Here is a 14,868-nt window from a genome sequence, read left to right on the forward strand (position 1 = left end):
CTCAGGCCGGGCAACTGGTCGGTGCTCAGCGCATTGATCTGGCCCGAGGTCAGCTGGCCGATCTGGTCGCTGGTCAGATCCGCGATCTGGTCGGAACTCAGGCCCTTGAAGGCCGCCGTGCTGATGGCACGCAGGTCGGCCGATTCCAGCTTGGGCAGTTGCACCGAGGTCAGCGAGGCGACCTGGTCGGAGTTCAGCGCCGCGAACTGGGCCGTACCGAAGGCGTTCAGGTCCTCGGTGGTCAGGTGGCCGATCTGGTCGCTGCTCATCGCGGCGACTTGGGCCGAGGTGAACTTGGCGAACTGGTCGCTGGTGAAGGCGTTCAGGTCGCCGGTGTTGAGGCCTTGCACCTGGGCGGTGGTCAGCGCGGCGACTTGCGCCGAGGTCAGGGCCTGCAGCTGGCCGTTGGTGAGGGCGTCGAGCTGGTCGCTCGTCAGCGCACGCAGGGCCGAGGTGCTCAGGGCCTTCAGGTCAGCGGTCTCGATGGCCGCGATATGGGCGGTGGACAGGCTCACCACCTGGGCGGCACTGAGGGCGGCCACCTGGGCGGAGCTGAGGGCCACGATGTCGGCCGTGGCCAGGCCAGGCATCTGGTCGCTGGTCAGGGCGCTGATTTGGCCGGTCGTGAGCGAGCCGATCTGGTCGCTGCTCAGGTCGGCAATCTGGTCGGAGCTGAGCGCCCTGAAAGCGGCCGTGCTGATGGCGCGCAGATCGGCCGATTCCAGCTTGGGCAGCTGCACCGAGGTCAGCGAAGCGACCTGGTCGGAATTCAGTGCGGCGAACTGGGCCGTGCCCAGCGCGTTCAGGTCTTCGGTGGTGAGGTGCGAGATCTGATCGCTGCTCATCGCGGCGACTTGCGCCGAGGTGAACTTGGCGAACTGGTCGCTGGTGAAGGCGTTCAGGTCACCGGTGTTGAGGCCTTGCACCTGGGCGGTGGTGAGCGCGGCGACTTGCGCCGAGGTCAGGGCCTGCAGCTGGCCGTTGGTGAGGGCGTCGAGCTGGTCGCTCGTCAGCGCACGAAGGGCGGCAGTGCTCAGCGCCTTCAGGTCGGCGGTCTCGATGGCGGCGATATGCGCGGTCGAGAGGTTGACGATCTGGGCGGCCGTCAGCGAGGCCACCTGAGCCGAGCTCAGGGCCACGATGTCGGCGGACGACAGGCCGGGCAGCTGGTCGGTGGTCAGCGCATTGATCTGGCCGGTGGTGAGTGAGCCGATCTGGTCGCTGCTCAGGTCGGCGATCTGGTCGGAGCTGAGCGCCTTGAAGGCGGCCGTGCTGATGGCACGCAGATCGGCCGATTCCAGCTTGGGCAGCTGCACCGAGGTCAGGGCCGCTACCTGGCTGGAGTTCAGGGCGGCGAACTGGGCCGTACCGAAGGCATTCAGGTCATCCGTCGTCAGATGGCTGATCTGGTCGCTGCTCATCGCGGCGACCTGGGCGGTGGTGAACTTGGCGAACTGGTCGCTGGTGAAGGCGTTCAGGTCACCCGTGTTCAGGCCTTGCACCTGGGCGGTGGTGAGCGCGGCGACCTGGGCCGAGGTCAGGGCCTGCAGCTGGCCGTTGCTCAGGGCGTCGAGCTGGTCGCTACTGAGGTTGCGCAGCGCCGCGGTGCTCAAACCCTTCAGGTCAGCGGTCTCGATGGCGGCCACCTGGGCGGTGGAGAACAGCGCGATCTGTGCCGAGGTCAGCACGCCGATCTGGTTGGACGCCAGCGCGACGATGTCGGCGGTGCTCAGGCCAGGCAGCTGGTCCGAGGTCAGGTTGACGACCTGGGCCGTCGTCAGCGCACCGACCTGGCTCGAGTTCAGGGCGCCGATCTGGTCGGAGGAGAGGGTGCGGAAGCTGTTCGAGCTCAGCGCCGCGAAGTCGGCGGTCTCGAAGGCCTTCAGCTGCGTGCTGTTGAGCACCGAGATGCCCAGGGTGGAGATAGCCGCCGCCTGCGCGGTGGTGAGCGCCACGATCTGGTCGGTCCGGAAGGCAGCCCAGTCTTCCGTGGTGAGGTCCCGAATTGCCGCCGTGGTGAGTTCCGCGATCTGCTTGGTGGACAGAAGATTGATAAACGTGCTCATGATGGTCTCACCTGGAGGTTGTGTCGGTGTTCAGCTCGGCCACCAGGGCCGCGGGCTGTCGGATTCGTCGCGCTGGTGTCATGCGCATGGGCAAAACAAGCCGTCGGGCCTGGCTGCTGGCCTGGGTCTGGTTTGCTGGAGTGACAGAACTGAACACCATGGAACTCACAAAGGTCGGGGCAGTCTTGCGATGCCTGGGCAAAAAAACGGACTCGGACGCCTGGCATCGATCCAGGCGCTTCACTCGGTTTTCGGGCCCCAGCGGATTTACTTTAGGTTTCACTCTGGCGGCGGCCCCCCGGTTGGGGAGGCCGGGCCACACGGACTGCCGGACTTAGCCTGATTAAAGGTTTGGGTGCAGTGATGCTAGGGCCGGGGCCGGGCAGGGAAGCCGGCATAAGGCCCTGTTTCGGCGCACTAATTGCGCCGTTGGGCCAAAAAATCGTTCAGATTTCACGCCGGCCTGCCGATATCGGAGGGTTGGGCCCTCAAGTTCCGCCGCAGGCTGGCGAGGCTCAGGCCGGAATCTGGGCGGCGGCCAGACCGTTCTGGAAGTGCAGCCGCATCAGCTCGGTGGCCCTGGCGGGCGAGCGCGCGGCGAGTGCCGCCATCAGCTCGCGATGCTCCTGCAGCGAGTCCAGCAGGCGCCCGGCCTTGAACAGCGAGTGGTGGCGGTTCAGCTTGATGATGCGGCGCAGATCGCTGACCAGGTGCTGACGCAGGCGGTTGTCGTCGATCTCCAGCAGCTTGCGATGGAATTCCTCGTTGGCGGCGAAGAACTGGTCGCGCTCGGCGAGCCGTGCTTCCAGCTGCTCGTGCAGGTGCTGCAATTCCGCCAGTTGCCGGGCGTCGGCCTTGCGCGCCACTTCGCCGGCGGCATCGCTTTCCAGCAGGGCCAGCAGTTGGTAGGCTTCGCGGACGTCGCGTTCCGACAGTTCGGTGACATAAGCGCCCCGGCGCACCTTCATCGTGACCAGGCCTTCCACCGCCAGGACCTTGAGTGCCTCGCGCATGGGGGTGCGGCTGATGCCCATCTCCTTGCAGAGCTTGAGCTCGTCGATCCAGGCGCCGGGCTCCAGTTCGCGGCCGTAGATCTGCTGGCGCAGGCGCTCGGCCACCTCCTGGTAGAGGGCACGAGGGGCCAGACTGGCAGAAGGCTGGGCGGAGGAGGTGGCGGGCATGACGCGTCAGAGTGTAGTCAAATTTTGCATTCATAATTATGAATAACGGGAACGGTATGATGCCGGGTCCGCAGGAGTCGAACATGTCTGAAGCAAGCAAGTCCCCGTCCGCCAACGCATCCACCGAGTTCACGCCCGCCAGCCTGGAGCAATGGCACAAGGCGGCCGCCAAGTCGGCCCCGGGTGGCGATGTGGCGGCCCTGAACTGGCACACGCCCGAGGGCCTGACCGTCAAGCCGCTCTATACCGCAGCCGACACGGCGAACCTGCCGCATGCCGACACCTTGCCCGGCTTCGAGCCCTTTCTGCGCGGCCCGCAGGCCACCATGTATGCGGTGCGCCCCTGGACGATCCGCCAGTACGCCGGCTTTTCCACCGCCGAGGAGAGCAATACCTTCTATCGCAAGGCGCTGGCCGCCGGCGGCCAGGGTGTGTCGGTGGCCTTTGATCTCGCCACCCACCGCGGTTACGACAGCGACCACCCGCGCGTGACCGGCGACGTCGGCAAGGCCGGCGTGGCGATCGATTCGGTGGAGGACATGAAGATCCTGTTCGACGGCATCCCGCTCGACAAGGTCTCGGTTTCGATGACCATGAACGGCGCGGTGCTGCCGGTGCTGGCCGGCTATGTGGTGGCGGCCGAGGAGCAGGGCGTTGCGCAGGACAAGTTGAGCGGCACCATCCAGAACGACATCCTCAAGGAGTTCATGGTCCGCAACACCTATATCTACCCGCCCGAGCCGTCGATGAAGATCATCGGCGACATCATCGAGTACACGGCAGCGAAGATGCCCAAGTTCAACTCGATCTCGATCTCGGGCTATCACATGCAGGAAGCCGGCGCTAACCAGGCGCTGGAGCTGGCCTTCACGCTGGCCGACGGCAAGGAGTATGTGAAGACCGCCATCGCCAAGGGCATGGACGTGGACGACTTCGCCGGCCGCCTGTCCTTCTTCTGGGCGGTGGGCATGAACTTCTATCTGGAGATCGCCAAGATGCGCGCCGCGCGCCTGCTGTGGTGCCGGATCATGAAGGGCTTTAACGCCAAGAACCCCAAGAGCCTGATGCTGCGCACGCACAGCCAGACCTCGGGCTGGAGCCTGACCGAGCAGGACCCCTACAACAATGTGGTGCGCACCACCATCGAGGCGATGGCCGCGGTGTTCGGCGGCACGCAGTCGCTGCACACCAACTCGCTGGACGAGGCGATTGCATTGCCCACCGAGTTCAGCGCCCGCATCGCCCGCAACACCCAGCTGATCATCCAGGAAGAAACCCACATCACCAATGTGATCGACCCCTGGGCCGGCAGCTACATGATGGAATCGCTGACCCAGGACATGGCCGACAAGGCCTGGGCCATCATCGAGGAGGTCGAGGCCATGGGCGGCATGACCCGCGCGGTGGACAGCGGCTGGGCCAAGCTCAAGATCGAGGCCAGTGCGGCCGAGAAGCAGGCGCGCATCGATTCGGGCAAGGACGTGATCGTGGGCGTCAACAAGTACAAGTTATCAAAGCAGGATCCGATCGAGATCCTGGATGTGGACAACGTGCGTGTGCGCGACGGCCAGATCGCGCGCCTGAACGCCATCAAGGCCAAGCGCGATGGCGTGGCGGTGCAGGCTGCGCTCACAGCACTCACCGAAGCCGCCAAGACTGGCCAGGGCAATCTGCTCGATCTGTCCATCCAGGCGATCCGCCTGCGCGCCACCGTCGGTGAGGTGTCCGACGCGCTGGAAGCCGTCTACGGCCGCCACCGCGCCGACACGCAGAAGGTCACCGGCGTCTATGCCGCGGCCTACGACTCGGCCGAGGGCTGGGCCAAGCTGCAGGAGGAGATCAAGGCCTTCGCCGACGATCAGGGGCGCCGCCCGCGCGTGATGATCGCCAAGCTGGGCCAGGACGGCCATGACCGCGGCGCCAAGGTGGTGGCCACCGCCTATGCCGATCTGGGCTTCGACGTCGACATGGGCCCGCTGTTCCAGACCCCCGAGGAATGCGCCCGCCAGGCGATCGAGAACGATGTGCACGCGGTGGGTGTCTCCACGCTCGCCGCCGGCCACAAGACCCTGGTGCCGGCCATCATCGCCGAGCTCAAGAAGCAGGGCGCCGACGACATCATCGTGTTCGTGGGGGGCGTGATCCCGGCGCAGGACTATGAACAGCTCTATGAGGCCGGCGTGAAGGGCATCTACGGCCCCGGCACGCCGATCCCGGCCAGCGCCAAGGATGTGCTGGAGCAGATTCGCCAAGCCGTGGCGGCCTGATGCCACTGGCGCTGACTCCCGTGCAGGCCGAGGACTTCGAGTCCATGCTCGCGCTGCGCATCGCGGCGCTGCAGCCCAGCCTGGAGCGCCTGGGCCGCTTCGACCCGCAGCGTGCGCGTGAGCGCCTGGCCAGCCAGTTCGAGCCGGCGGCGATGCGGCATATCGAGCGCGATGGCCAGCGCATTGGTTTTCTGACCCTCAGGCCGGACGGCGCCGCGCTGCGCCTGGAGCACCTCTATATCCAGCCCGGCGCGCAAGGGCAGGGCGTGGGCGCCTGGGCGCTGGACTGGGTGAAGGCACATGGGCAAGACGTGACCCTCTCGGCACTCAAGCTCAGCGACGCCAACCGCTTCTACCTGCGCCACGGTTTCGTCGTCACCGGCGAGAGCGATTTCGACATCGACTACCGCTGGAGCGCGCCGCGATGATGAGGAATCTGGGCGCCTCCATCCTGGGCGAGCCGGGCGCCATGCAGCGCCGGGCCATGGCCAAGGCCATCACCCTGCTGGAGTCCACCCGTGCCGACCACCGCGCCCAGGCCGATGCGCTGCTGACCGGGCTGCTGCCGTACAGCGGCAAATCGCTGCGCCTGGGCATCTCGGGCGTGCCGGGCGTGGGCAAGAGCACCTTCATCGAGGCCCTGGGCCTGATGCTGATCGCGCGCGGCCACCGCGTGGCGGTGCTGGCGGTGGACCCCTCCAGCAGCGTCTCGGGCGGTTCGATCCTGGGCGACAAGACCCGCATGGAGCATCTTTCCATGGACGAGCGCGCCTACATCCGCCCGAGCCCCAGCAGCGGCACGCTAGGCGGCGTGGCCGAGAAGACGCGCGAGGCCATGCTGGTGTGCGAGGCGGCCGGCTATGACATCGTGATCGTCGAGACCGTCGGCGTGGGCCAGAGCGAGACCGCAGTGGCCGGCATGACCGACATGTATGTGCTGCTGCAGCTGCCCAATGCCGGCGACGACCTGCAGGCCATCAAGAAGGGCGTGATGGAGCTGGCCGACCTGGTGGTGATCAACAAGGCCGACATCGACGCCGCCGCCGCCACGCGCGCCGAGGCGCAGATCGCCTCGTCGCTGCGCCTCCTGGGCCTGCACCACCGCCCCGACCATGTGGCGCACGATGCGCAGCAATGGCATGCCCAGGTGATGCAGCTGAGCGCCCTCAAGGCCGCGGGGCTGGACCGCTTCTGGGACCTGGTGATGCAGTTCAAGACCCTGCAGCAGGCCAATGGCCGCTTTGCCGCCAAGCGCCAGCAGCAGGCCCTGGCCTGGATGTGGGAGCGCATCCAGGCGGGCCTGAAACATGAATTTTCCGAGGCGCCGGCCGTGCGGGCCGCGCTGAACGAAACGACCGAGCGCGTGCTGACCGGCCGCCTCGCGCCCTCGACCGCAGCCCGCGAGCTGCTGGCGACCTTCTTCCGTGGAGACCAAGACCATGCATGACATCCAACAAATGCTTGAAGAAAAGCGTGCCAAGGCGCGCCTGGGCGGTGGCGAGAAGCGCATTGCCGCCCAGCATGCCAAGGGCAAGCTGACCGCGCGCGAACGGCTGGAACTGCTGTTCGACGAGGGCAGCTTCGAGGAATGGGACATGTTCGTCGAGCACCGCTGCGTGGACTTCGGCATGGCCGACAACAAGATCCCGGGCGACGGCGTGGTGACGGGCTACGGCCTCATCAACGGCCGCCTGGCCTTTGCCTTCAGCCAGGACTTCACCGTCTTCGGCGGCGCCCTGAGCGAAGCCCATGCCGAGAAGATCTGCAAGGTGATGGACCAGGCCATGAAGGTCGGTGCGCCGGTGATCGGCCTGAACGATTCGGGCGGCGCGCGCATCCAGGAGGGCGTGGCGTCGCTGGGCGGCTATGCCGATGTGTTCCAGCGCAATGTGATGGCCTCGGGCGTGATCCCGCAGATCAGCATGATCATGGGCCCCTGCGCCGGTGGCGCGGTCTATTCGCCGGCCATGACCGACTTCATCTTCATGGTGAAGGACTCCTCCTATATGTTCGTCACCGGCCCCGAGGTGGTGAAGACGGTGACGCATGAGGAGGTGACCGCCGAGGAACTGGGCGGCGCCGGCACGCACACCAGCAAGAGCGGCGTGGCCGACCTGTCCTTCGACAACGACGTCGAAGCCATCCTGATGCTGCGGCGCTTCTTCAACTACCTGCCGCTCAACAACCGCGAGAAGGCGCCCACGCGCCCCAGCGGCGATCCGGGCAACCGCGTCGACATGTCGCTGGACACCCTGGTGCCCGACAACGCCAACAAGCCCTACGACATGAAGGAGCTGATCCTCAAGACGGTCGACGATGGCGACTTCTTCGAGCTGCAGCCCGACTACGCCAAGAACATCATCATCGGCATGGCGCGCATGGAGGGCCAGACGGTGGGCATCGTGGCGAATCAGCCCCTGGTGCTGGCCGGCTGCCTGGACATCAAGAGCTCCATCAAGGCGGCGCGCTTCGTGCGCTTCTGCGATGCCTTCAACATCCCGGTGATCACCTTCGTCGATGTGCCCGGCTTCATGCCCGGCACCAGCCAGGAGTACGGCGGCATCATCAAGCATGGTGCCAAGCTGCTCTACGCCTATGCCGAGTGCACCGTGCCCAAGGTCACCGTGATCACCCGCAAGGCCTATGGCGGCGCCTATGACGTGATGGCCTCCAAGCACCTGCGCGGCGACGTCAACTTCGCCTGGCCGAACGCCGAGATCGCGGTGATGGGCGCCAAGGGCGCGGTGGAGATCATCTTCCGCGAGGACAAGGGCGATCCGGCGAAGCTGGCGGCCAAGGAGGCCGAGTACAAGGCCCGCTTCGCCAACCCCTTCGTGGCCGGCGCGCGCGGCTTCATCGACGACGTGATCCAGCCGCATGAGACCAGGCGGCGCATCAGCCGCAGCCTGGCGATGCTGAAGGACAAGAAGCTCGAGAACCCGTGGCGCAAGCACGGCAACATCCCCCTCTGAGGCAAGCAGGAGACAAGAACATGTTCACGAAGATTCTGATTGCCAACCGTGGCGAGATCGCCTGCCGCGTCATCAAGACGGCCCAGAAGCTGGGCATCAAGACGGTGGCCGTGTATTCCGAGGCCGACAAGGACGCCCGCCATGTCGAGCTGGCCGACGAGGCCGTGCTGTTGGGCCCGGCGCCCTCGCGCGAGTCCTATCTGGTGGCCGACAAGATCATCGCCGCCGCCAAGCAGACCGGCGCCCAGGCCATCCACCCGGGCTATGGCTTCCTGAGCGAGAACGAGGAATTCGCGCGCCGCGTCGAGGAAGAGGGCATCGCCTTCATCGGCCCCAAGCATTACTCGATCGCGGCGATGGGCGACAAGATCGCCTCCAAGAAGCTCGCCAACGAGGCCAAGGTCAACACCATCCCAGGCCACAACGAGCCCATCCTGGCGGCCGAGGAGGCGGTGAAGATCGCTCAGGGCATCGGCTATCCGGTGATGATCAAGGCCAGCGCCGGCGGCGGTGGCAAGGGCCTGCGCGTGGCCTTCAACGACAAGGAATGCTTCGAGGGCTTCACCTCCTGCCGCAACGAGGCGCGCAACAGCTTTGGCGACGACCGCGTCTTCATGGAGAAGTTCGTCGAGGAACCGCGCCATATCGAGATCCAGGTGCTGGGCGACAGCCAGGGCAATGTGGTCTATCTGCACGAGCGCGAATGCTCGATCCAGCGCCGCCACCAGAAGGTCATCGAGGAGGCGCCGTCGCCCTTCATCAGCGAGGCGACGCGCAAGGCCATGGGCGAGCAGGCCGTGGCCCTGGCCAAGGCGGTGAAGTACCAGAGCGCCGGCACGGTGGAGTTCGTGGTCGGCAAGGACCAGAGCTTCTACTTTCTGGAGATGAACACCCGCCTGCAGGTGGAGCACCCGGTCACCGAGTGCATCACCGGCGTGGACCTGGTGGAGCAGATGATCCGCGTGGCCGCCGGCCTGCCGCTGCCGTTCAAGCAGGCGGAGATCAAGCGCGAGGGCTGGGCCATCGAGTGCCGCATCAACGCCGAGGATCCGTTCCGCAACTTCCTGCCCTCGACCGGCCGGCTGGTGAAGTACCAGCCGCCTGAAGGCCTCTTGGAGCAGGGCCGCGAGACCCTGCAGGGTGCCGCCTACGAGAACGGCGAGTTCGGTGGCGTGCGCGTGGATACCGGCGTCTACGAGGGCGGCGAGATCCCGATGTTCTACGACTCGATGATCGCCAAGCTGATCGTGCACGGCAAGGATCGCAACGATGCGATTGCCAAGATGCGCGAGGCGCTCAACGGCTTCGTGATCCGCGGCATCTCCAGCAACATCCCCTTCCAGGCCGCGCTGCTGGCGCACCCGGACTTCGTCAGCGGCAATTTCAACACCGGCTTCATTGCCCAGCATTACGCCGGCGGCTTCCGCGCCGAGGATGTGCCACATGACGATCCGCTCTTCCTAGTGGCCCTGGGCGCCTTCATCCGCCGCAAGACGCGCGAACGCGCGGCCGGCATCAGCGGCCAGCTGGCGGGCCATGAGCTGCAGGTGGAGAGCGACTACGTCGCGGTCGTGAACGAGGGGGCCGGCGAGTACCAGTGGCACGAGCTGCATGTCTCGGAGTTCGCCGGCCAGGCCGGCCGCGCCAGCGTGCAGATCGGCGCGAAGACCTACCGCATCGAATGCCGCTCGCGCCTGAACGACATCCGCCTGACCGGCACGGTGAACGGCCAGCCCTTTGTGGCCCAGGCCGAGCGTGGCGCGGCCAAGAACCCGCTGGCCTACAAGCTCACCCACAACGGCACGGCCATCGAGGTGATGCTGCTGAGCCCGCGCGCCGCGGCCCTGCACGAGCTGATGCCTTACAAGGCGCCGCCCGACACCAGCAAGTTCCTGCTCTCGCCGATGCCGGGCCTGCTGGTGCAGATCGCTGCCCAGCCGGGCCAGATCGTGCAGGCCGGCGAACGCCTGGCGGTGATCGAGGCGATGAAGATGGAGAACATCCTGCTGGCCACGCAGGACGTGAAGATCGCCGAGGTGCTGGCCAAGACGGGCGAGAGCCTGTCGGTCGACCAAGCCATCCTGAGGTTCGAGTGATGAGCAGCGCAGCCAAGCCCTACAAGATCCTCGGCATCCAGCAGATCGCCATCGGCGGCCCCGACAAGCTGGCCTTGCGCAAGCTGTGGGTGGAGGTGCTGGGCCTCACGGTCACCGGCAACTTCGTGTCCGAGCGCGAGAACGTCGACGAGGACATCTGCGCCATCGGCAGCGGCCCGCACAAGGTCGAGGTGGACCTGATGCAGCCGCTGGACCCCGAGAAGAAGCCGGCCGTGCACACCACGCCACTCAATCATGTGGGCCTGTGGGTGGACGACTTGCCCAAGGCGGTGGCGTGGATGGCCGCCAACGGCGTGCGCTTTGCCCCTGGCGGCATCCGCAAGGGCGCGGCCGGCTACGACATCTGCTTCATCCACCCCAAGAGCAACGACGAGTTCCCGATCGGCGGGGAGGGCGTGTTGATCGAGCTGGTGCAGGCGCCGCCCGAGGTGGTGGCGGCGCTGGGCTGATTCAGGGCGCGGCGGCGATCGCCTGCGCCAGCTGCCACAGCGCGCTGCGATGCGCGCTCACCAGCGCGTCCATGCTGCCATCGCCGGCGTCCACCTCGAAGCGCCGCTCGCTCACCGCGGGCCTGCTCTTGCCGCTCGGGTCCACCAGGGTCCAGCGCGCCTGCAGCACCACGCTGCGGCCATCGGTGCTGGCGTCCAGGCGCTGCACGTCCACGCGCAGCTGCCGGTCCACCTGCACGCCCGGCGGCACCGGCATGCGCCAGACCTGCGCCGCGCCGCGCAGGCGTGCCAGGTCTTGCGCCAGCAGGCGCGGCAGCGCGTCGCGCAAGGGCTCGGCCCAGCGCTGCGAGGGGTTGTGCTGCAGGCTGGCCCGGCCGCTGGGCCGCACGATGGCGTCGCGGTCCAGGTACTCGGGCGTCTGCATGGGGCCCAGCGCCCAGACCGCGCTGGCGACGCCGCTCGCCGCTTCGCCCGGCGCATCGGCGCGCAGCTGGTAGAGCTGGATCGGCGGCGAGCTGCTGCAGCCGCCGAGCAGGGTCAGCAGCAGGCCCGCAAGAATCCAAGGCTTGTTCATTATCGACGCCCCTTCAAGACGGATTCGGGCTGTTGGTCCAGGGTGTCGGCCAGCTCGCGCAGCGCGCGTGCGGCCTGCGAGACATCTTTCAGCGCGCGCTGCAGGTTCTGGTTCAGCGGCGCGTCGTCCTGCGCGGCGTCGGCCAGCGCGGCGGCGGCGCGCGTCAGCTCCTGGGCGCTGCGCTGCAAGTCCTTCACCATCGGGCCGTCCGGGTTGAAGGTCTTGCCGACGCGCTCGGCGGTATCGTCCACCGAGACGGCGGCCTTGTTCATGCGCTCCATCGCCTGCTTGGTGGCCTCCAGCGTGCCGAGGGTGGCGTCGGCCAGCGGGCCGAAGCGGCGGTCGAGTTGCTCGGTGAGCCGGCGCAGATTCGTCGCCACCGCCTCGATGTCCTTCACCGCGTGGCTCAGCTCGGGCCCTTCCAGCAGGCGGCGGCCCGAGCTGGCGATGGCCGAGAGGTCACCCACCAGGCGCTTTATATCGAGGCCGTCGACCTGGTTCTTCAGGTCCTGTAGCGGCGTGGTGACGGTGGGGATCTCGATCTCGGCGCGCTCTTCCTCGCCGCTGGCGGCGAGCGGCTTGCCGGGGCGGAAGTCCAGGTCCACATAGAGCTGGCCGGTGAGCAGGCTCTGCATCGCCAGCTGGGCGCGCAGGCCGCGCGCGACCAGGGCGTTCATCGAGGCCACCACGGTGCCGGGCTGGTGGTCGCCGGTGAGGTTGCCCAGCATGTCGCGCTCGAGCTCGGCCACCACGGGAATGGAGACCTCGTTGTGGGCGCGGTCGTAGGCCACGCCGATGGAGCTGACGCTGCCCAGCCGCACGCCGCGGAACACCACCGGCGCACCCACCTGCAGGCCATAGATGGAGCCGTTGAAATACATCACCACTTTCTGCTTGCCGCCCAGCAGCTTGCCGCCGGCGATCACGAACACGGCGACGAACAGCACGATCAGCGCGCTGACGATGAACAGGCCCAGCAGGGCCGGGTGGCCATGGCGCTTTCTCATGGCCGCTCTTTCCGGCGCAGGAAGGCGCGCACCGTGTCGGGTCCGGTTTCCAGCAATTGGCGCGGTGCGTCCAGCGCGATCATGGTCTTGTCCTTGGCATCGAGAAACAGGGCGCGGTCGGCCACCGCGAAAATGCTGTCCAGCTCATGCGTGACCAGCACGATGCTGGTGCCCAGATGATCGCGCAAGTTCAGGATCAGCTCGTCCAGGCGTGCCGAGGTGAGGGGGTCCAGGCCCGCCGAGGGCTCGTCCAGGAACAGCAGGGGCGGGTCCAGGGCCATGGCGCGCGCGATCGCCGCGCGCTTCTTCATGCCGCCGCTGAGCGCCGCGGGCGACTCGTCGAAGGCGCCGTCCAGCCCGACCAGGGCCAGCTTGAAGCGCGCCAGCTGCTCGGCGGCCTCGTCGTCCAGCTCGGTGAACTCGCGCAGCGGCAGCATCACGTTCTCGCCCACCGTCATCGAGCTCCACAGCGCGCCGGCCTGGAACATCACGCCGAACTGGCGGCGCAGGCCGGCGAGCTGCTCCTCGTCGGCTTCGGCCAGGTCGATGTCGCCATAGAGCACGCGGCCCGCGGCGGGCGTCTGCAGGCCGATCAGATGGCGCATCAGGGTGCTCTTGCCGCAGCCGCTGCCGCCCATCAGCACCAGGATCTCGCCGCGCCGCACATCGAAGTTGAGCTCTCTCTGAATCAACCGGCCGGCCACGGCCAGGCTCAGGCCCTCGGCGCGCAGCAGGGCTTGGGCAGGTGCTGCCATCACCACCCCAGGCGCTGGAACATGATGGTCAGCGCCGAGGCCGCCACCACGATCCAGACGATGGCCTGCACCACCGCCGCGGTGGTGGCGTCGCCCACCGCCTGGGCGCTGCGGCAGGCGTTGAGGCCCTGGCGGCAGCCCGCCAGCGCCACCAGGATGGCGTACACCGTGCCCTTGAGCAGGCCGATGCCGGCATGGGCCAGGGTCAGGGCCTGCGAGCTGCGGTAGAGATAGTCCAGCATCTCGACCTGGTAGATGCCCACGGCCACCAGCAGGCCGGCGCCCATGCCGACGACGGCCGCATAGGTGGTCAGCAGCGGCGCCATCAGGGCCATCGCCAGCACGCGCGGCAGCACCAGATGCTCGACCGGGTTCAGCCCCATGGCGCGCAGCGCGTCCACCTCCTCGTTGGCCTGCATGCTGCCGAGTTGGGCGGCAAAGGCCGCGCCCACGCGGCCCGAGAGAATGATGCCGGTCATCAGCGCGGCGATCTCGCGCACCACGCCGATCGTCACCAGATCGGCCATGAAGGCCTCGGCGCCCAGGCGCTGCAGCTGGGCCGCGCCCATATAGGCAATGATGAGACCGACCAGAAAGCTCACCAGCGAGACGATCGGCAGGCTGGCGGGGCCGGTGGCGTGCAACTGCAGCGCCAGGTCCTCGCCACGCATCGCACTGCCACCGCGCAGCGTCCGGAGCAGCGCCTGCAGCACCTCGCCGACGAAGCCCAGCGTGGTCTTGGTGCGGGTCAGGCGCGCCAGCCAATTCAGGCCGATCTGGGTAAGCCAGCGCGAGCGGCGGCTGCGCGGGGCGGCGCTGCCGCCGCCGCCCGGGCTGCTGGCGGCCAGCGCCAGGATGCCGCGCAGGCCGGCCGGCAGCTGGCTGGTGTCCAGCGGCCTGCCGCTGTGCTTGCCCAGGGCCCAGAGCGCGGCGGCCAGCTGGCTGTCGAAATGGCTGATGGCGCTGCCGTCGATGCGCCAGTGGCTGCCGGCGGTTGTATCAGCAAGTTGGGGCGGGGCGGGCAGGCTTGCCCGGCCGCGCCAATCGCCCGCCAGGCGCAAGATCTGACCCTGGGCATCGCTGTCCCATTGCGCCTGCGCGGGCACCGGGCCCGTCTCAAATGCAGTGGTCGACGGCAATTCAGACAACTCGTTCAAGGCCTCTCCGATGCAGCCCGCCAGGTTCGCTGGGCGCAGGTTAACAGGGCCGCGGCGCGCGCCTCTGAAGATTCGATTGGTTCATGCACTAAAATCCCGCATTCATTTCTCGTACCGGAGCCATCAATGGGCAACAAGATCGTCACCGAGGCCATGCGCCGTGCTTCCCCCCGTCCCGCCGCCACCGCTGGCGTGACCCTGACCACCGGCCGCGGCCAGAAGATCAGCCTCGAGCGCGGCTCGCACACCCGCAGCAAGAAGAACCCCGGCAAGCGTCCCCACAAGGGCGGCTGAAGCCAAGAGCGCCCCGGCGGTCCGCTGGC

The 14,868-nt window shown here is 67.4% G+C and carries 12 protein-coding genes and 1 pseudogene; 7 read left to right on the forward strand and 6 right to left on the reverse strand.

Going from position 1 to position 14,868, the window contains the following annotated elements; genetic code table 11:
• Positions 1 to 2,066, reverse strand: a pseudogene (locus AC3WQY_RS10215) (heme utilization protein); the annotation flags it as partial.
• Between the two features lie 515 nt (positions 2,067 to 2,581).
• Positions 2,582 to 3,247, reverse strand: a complete 666-nt coding sequence (locus tag AC3WQY_RS10220; protein ID WP_492708033.1) for a GntR family transcriptional regulator — start codon at positions 3,245 to 3,247, stop codon at positions 2,582 to 2,584.
• A gap of 83 nt (positions 3,248 to 3,330) precedes the next feature.
• Between AC3WQY_RS10220 and scpA the strand changes: the two genes are divergently transcribed.
• From scpA to AC3WQY_RS10250, 6 genes are read left to right on the forward strand one after another with little or no spacing between them, the layout of a single operon-like run.
• Positions 3,331 to 5,514: a methylmalonyl-CoA mutase gene (scpA, locus tag AC3WQY_RS10225; protein ID WP_492708035.1), complete on the forward strand. Its 2,184-nt coding sequence runs from the start codon at positions 3,331 to 3,333 to the stop codon at positions 5,512 to 5,514.
• Entirely contained in the window at positions 5,514 to 5,942 is a 429-nt protein-coding gene (locus AC3WQY_RS10230) for a GNAT family N-acetyltransferase (protein ID WP_492708037.1), read from the forward strand. Before scpA ends, AC3WQY_RS10230 begins: the two co-directional genes overlap by 1 nt.
• Entirely contained in the window at positions 5,939 to 6,961 is a 1,023-nt protein-coding gene (meaB, locus tag AC3WQY_RS10235) for a methylmalonyl Co-A mutase-associated GTPase MeaB (RefSeq protein WP_492708039.1), read from the forward strand. The genes AC3WQY_RS10230 and meaB overlap by 4 nt, the downstream gene beginning before the upstream one ends.
• Positions 6,954 to 8,486, forward strand: coding sequence for an acyl-CoA carboxylase subunit beta (locus tag AC3WQY_RS10240; RefSeq protein ID WP_285231999.1), 1,533 nt, complete (start codon positions 6,954 to 6,956; stop codon positions 8,484 to 8,486). The genes meaB and AC3WQY_RS10240 overlap by 8 nt, the downstream gene beginning before the upstream one ends.
• A gap of 20 nt (positions 8,487 to 8,506) precedes the next feature.
• The gene (locus tag AC3WQY_RS10245; RefSeq protein WP_492708041.1) at positions 8,507 to 10,582 is read left to right on the forward strand and encodes an acetyl-CoA carboxylase biotin carboxylase subunit; all 2,076 of its coding nucleotides are present in this window, start codon (positions 8,507 to 8,509) and stop codon (positions 10,580 to 10,582) included.
• Positions 10,582 to 11,052, forward strand: coding sequence for a VOC family protein (locus tag AC3WQY_RS10250; protein WP_492708043.1), 471 nt, complete (start codon positions 10,582 to 10,584; stop codon positions 11,050 to 11,052). The genes AC3WQY_RS10245 and AC3WQY_RS10250 overlap by 1 nt, the downstream gene beginning before the upstream one ends.
• A gap of 1 nt (position 11,053) precedes the next feature.
• Here the strand turns inward: AC3WQY_RS10250 and AC3WQY_RS10255 are convergent, their stop codons facing one another.
• The 4 genes from AC3WQY_RS10255 to AC3WQY_RS10270 are packed head-to-tail and all read right to left on the reverse strand — an operon-like array spanning position 11,054 to position 14,545.
• The gene (locus AC3WQY_RS10255) at positions 11,054 to 11,626 is read right to left on the reverse strand and encodes a PqiC family protein (protein ID WP_492708045.1); all 573 of its coding nucleotides are present in this window, start codon (positions 11,624 to 11,626) and stop codon (positions 11,054 to 11,056) included.
• A complete protein-coding gene (locus AC3WQY_RS10260) occupies positions 11,626 to 12,633 on the reverse strand; it encodes an MlaD family protein (protein ID WP_492708047.1) in 1,008 nt (335 codons plus the stop codon). The genes AC3WQY_RS10255 and AC3WQY_RS10260 overlap by 1 nt, the downstream gene beginning before the upstream one ends.
• Positions 12,630 to 13,388 (reverse strand): ABC transporter ATP-binding protein, encoded by a 759-nt coding sequence (locus AC3WQY_RS10265; RefSeq protein ID WP_492708049.1) that lies wholly within the window; start codon positions 13,386 to 13,388, stop codon positions 12,630 to 12,632. Before AC3WQY_RS10265 ends, AC3WQY_RS10260 begins: the two co-directional genes overlap by 4 nt.
• Positions 13,388 to 14,545: an ABC transporter permease gene (locus AC3WQY_RS10270; protein WP_492708051.1), complete on the reverse strand. Its 1,158-nt coding sequence runs from the start codon at positions 14,543 to 14,545 to the stop codon at positions 13,388 to 13,390. The genes AC3WQY_RS10265 and AC3WQY_RS10270 overlap by 1 nt, the downstream gene beginning before the upstream one ends.
• A gap of 126 nt (positions 14,546 to 14,671) precedes the next feature.
• Between AC3WQY_RS10270 and AC3WQY_RS10275 the strand changes: the two genes are divergently transcribed.
• Complete coding sequence (locus tag AC3WQY_RS10275) at positions 14,672 to 14,839, forward strand: hypothetical protein (protein WP_285232006.1); 168 nt, start codon at positions 14,672 to 14,674, stop codon at positions 14,837 to 14,839.
• The last annotated feature ends 29 nt before the right edge of the window (positions 14,840 to 14,868 follow it).

It is taken from the genome of Roseateles sp. FW301-B2 (genome assembly GCF_058788955.1).

Excerpts from the sequence above, each read along its gene's own strand:
- AC3WQY_RS10220 (WP_492708033.1), bottom strand. The coding sequence starts at position 3,247 with ATGCCCGCCACCTCCTCCGCCCAGCCTTCTGCCAGTCTGGCCCCTCGT.
- scpA (WP_492708035.1), top strand. The coding sequence starts at position 3,331 with ATGTCTGAAGCAAGCAAGTCCCCGTCCGCCAACGCATCCACCGAGTTC.
- AC3WQY_RS10230 (WP_492708037.1), top strand. The coding sequence starts at position 5,514 with ATGCCACTGGCGCTGACTCCCGTGCAGGCCGAGGACTTCGAGTCCATG.
- meaB (WP_492708039.1), top strand. The coding sequence starts at position 5,939 with ATGATGAGGAATCTGGGCGCCTCCATCCTGGGCGAGCCGGGCGCCATG.
- AC3WQY_RS10240 (WP_285231999.1), top strand. The coding sequence starts at position 6,954 with ATGCATGACATCCAACAAATGCTTGAAGAAAAGCGTGCCAAGGCGCGC.
- AC3WQY_RS10245 (WP_492708041.1), top strand. The coding sequence starts at position 8,507 with ATGTTCACGAAGATTCTGATTGCCAACCGTGGCGAGATCGCCTGCCGC.
- AC3WQY_RS10250 (WP_492708043.1), top strand. The coding sequence starts at position 10,582 with ATGAGCAGCGCAGCCAAGCCCTACAAGATCCTCGGCATCCAGCAGATC.
- AC3WQY_RS10255 (WP_492708045.1), bottom strand. The coding sequence starts at position 11,626 with ATGAACAAGCCTTGGATTCTTGCGGGCCTGCTGCTGACCCTGCTCGGC.
- AC3WQY_RS10260 (WP_492708047.1), bottom strand. The coding sequence starts at position 12,633 with ATGAGAAAGCGCCATGGCCACCCGGCCCTGCTGGGCCTGTTCATCGTC.
- AC3WQY_RS10265 (WP_492708049.1), bottom strand. The coding sequence starts at position 13,388 with ATGGCAGCACCTGCCCAAGCCCTGCTGCGCGCCGAGGGCCTGAGCCTG.
- AC3WQY_RS10275 (WP_285232006.1), top strand. The coding sequence starts at position 14,672 with ATGGGCAACAAGATCGTCACCGAGGCCATGCGCCGTGCTTCCCCCCGT.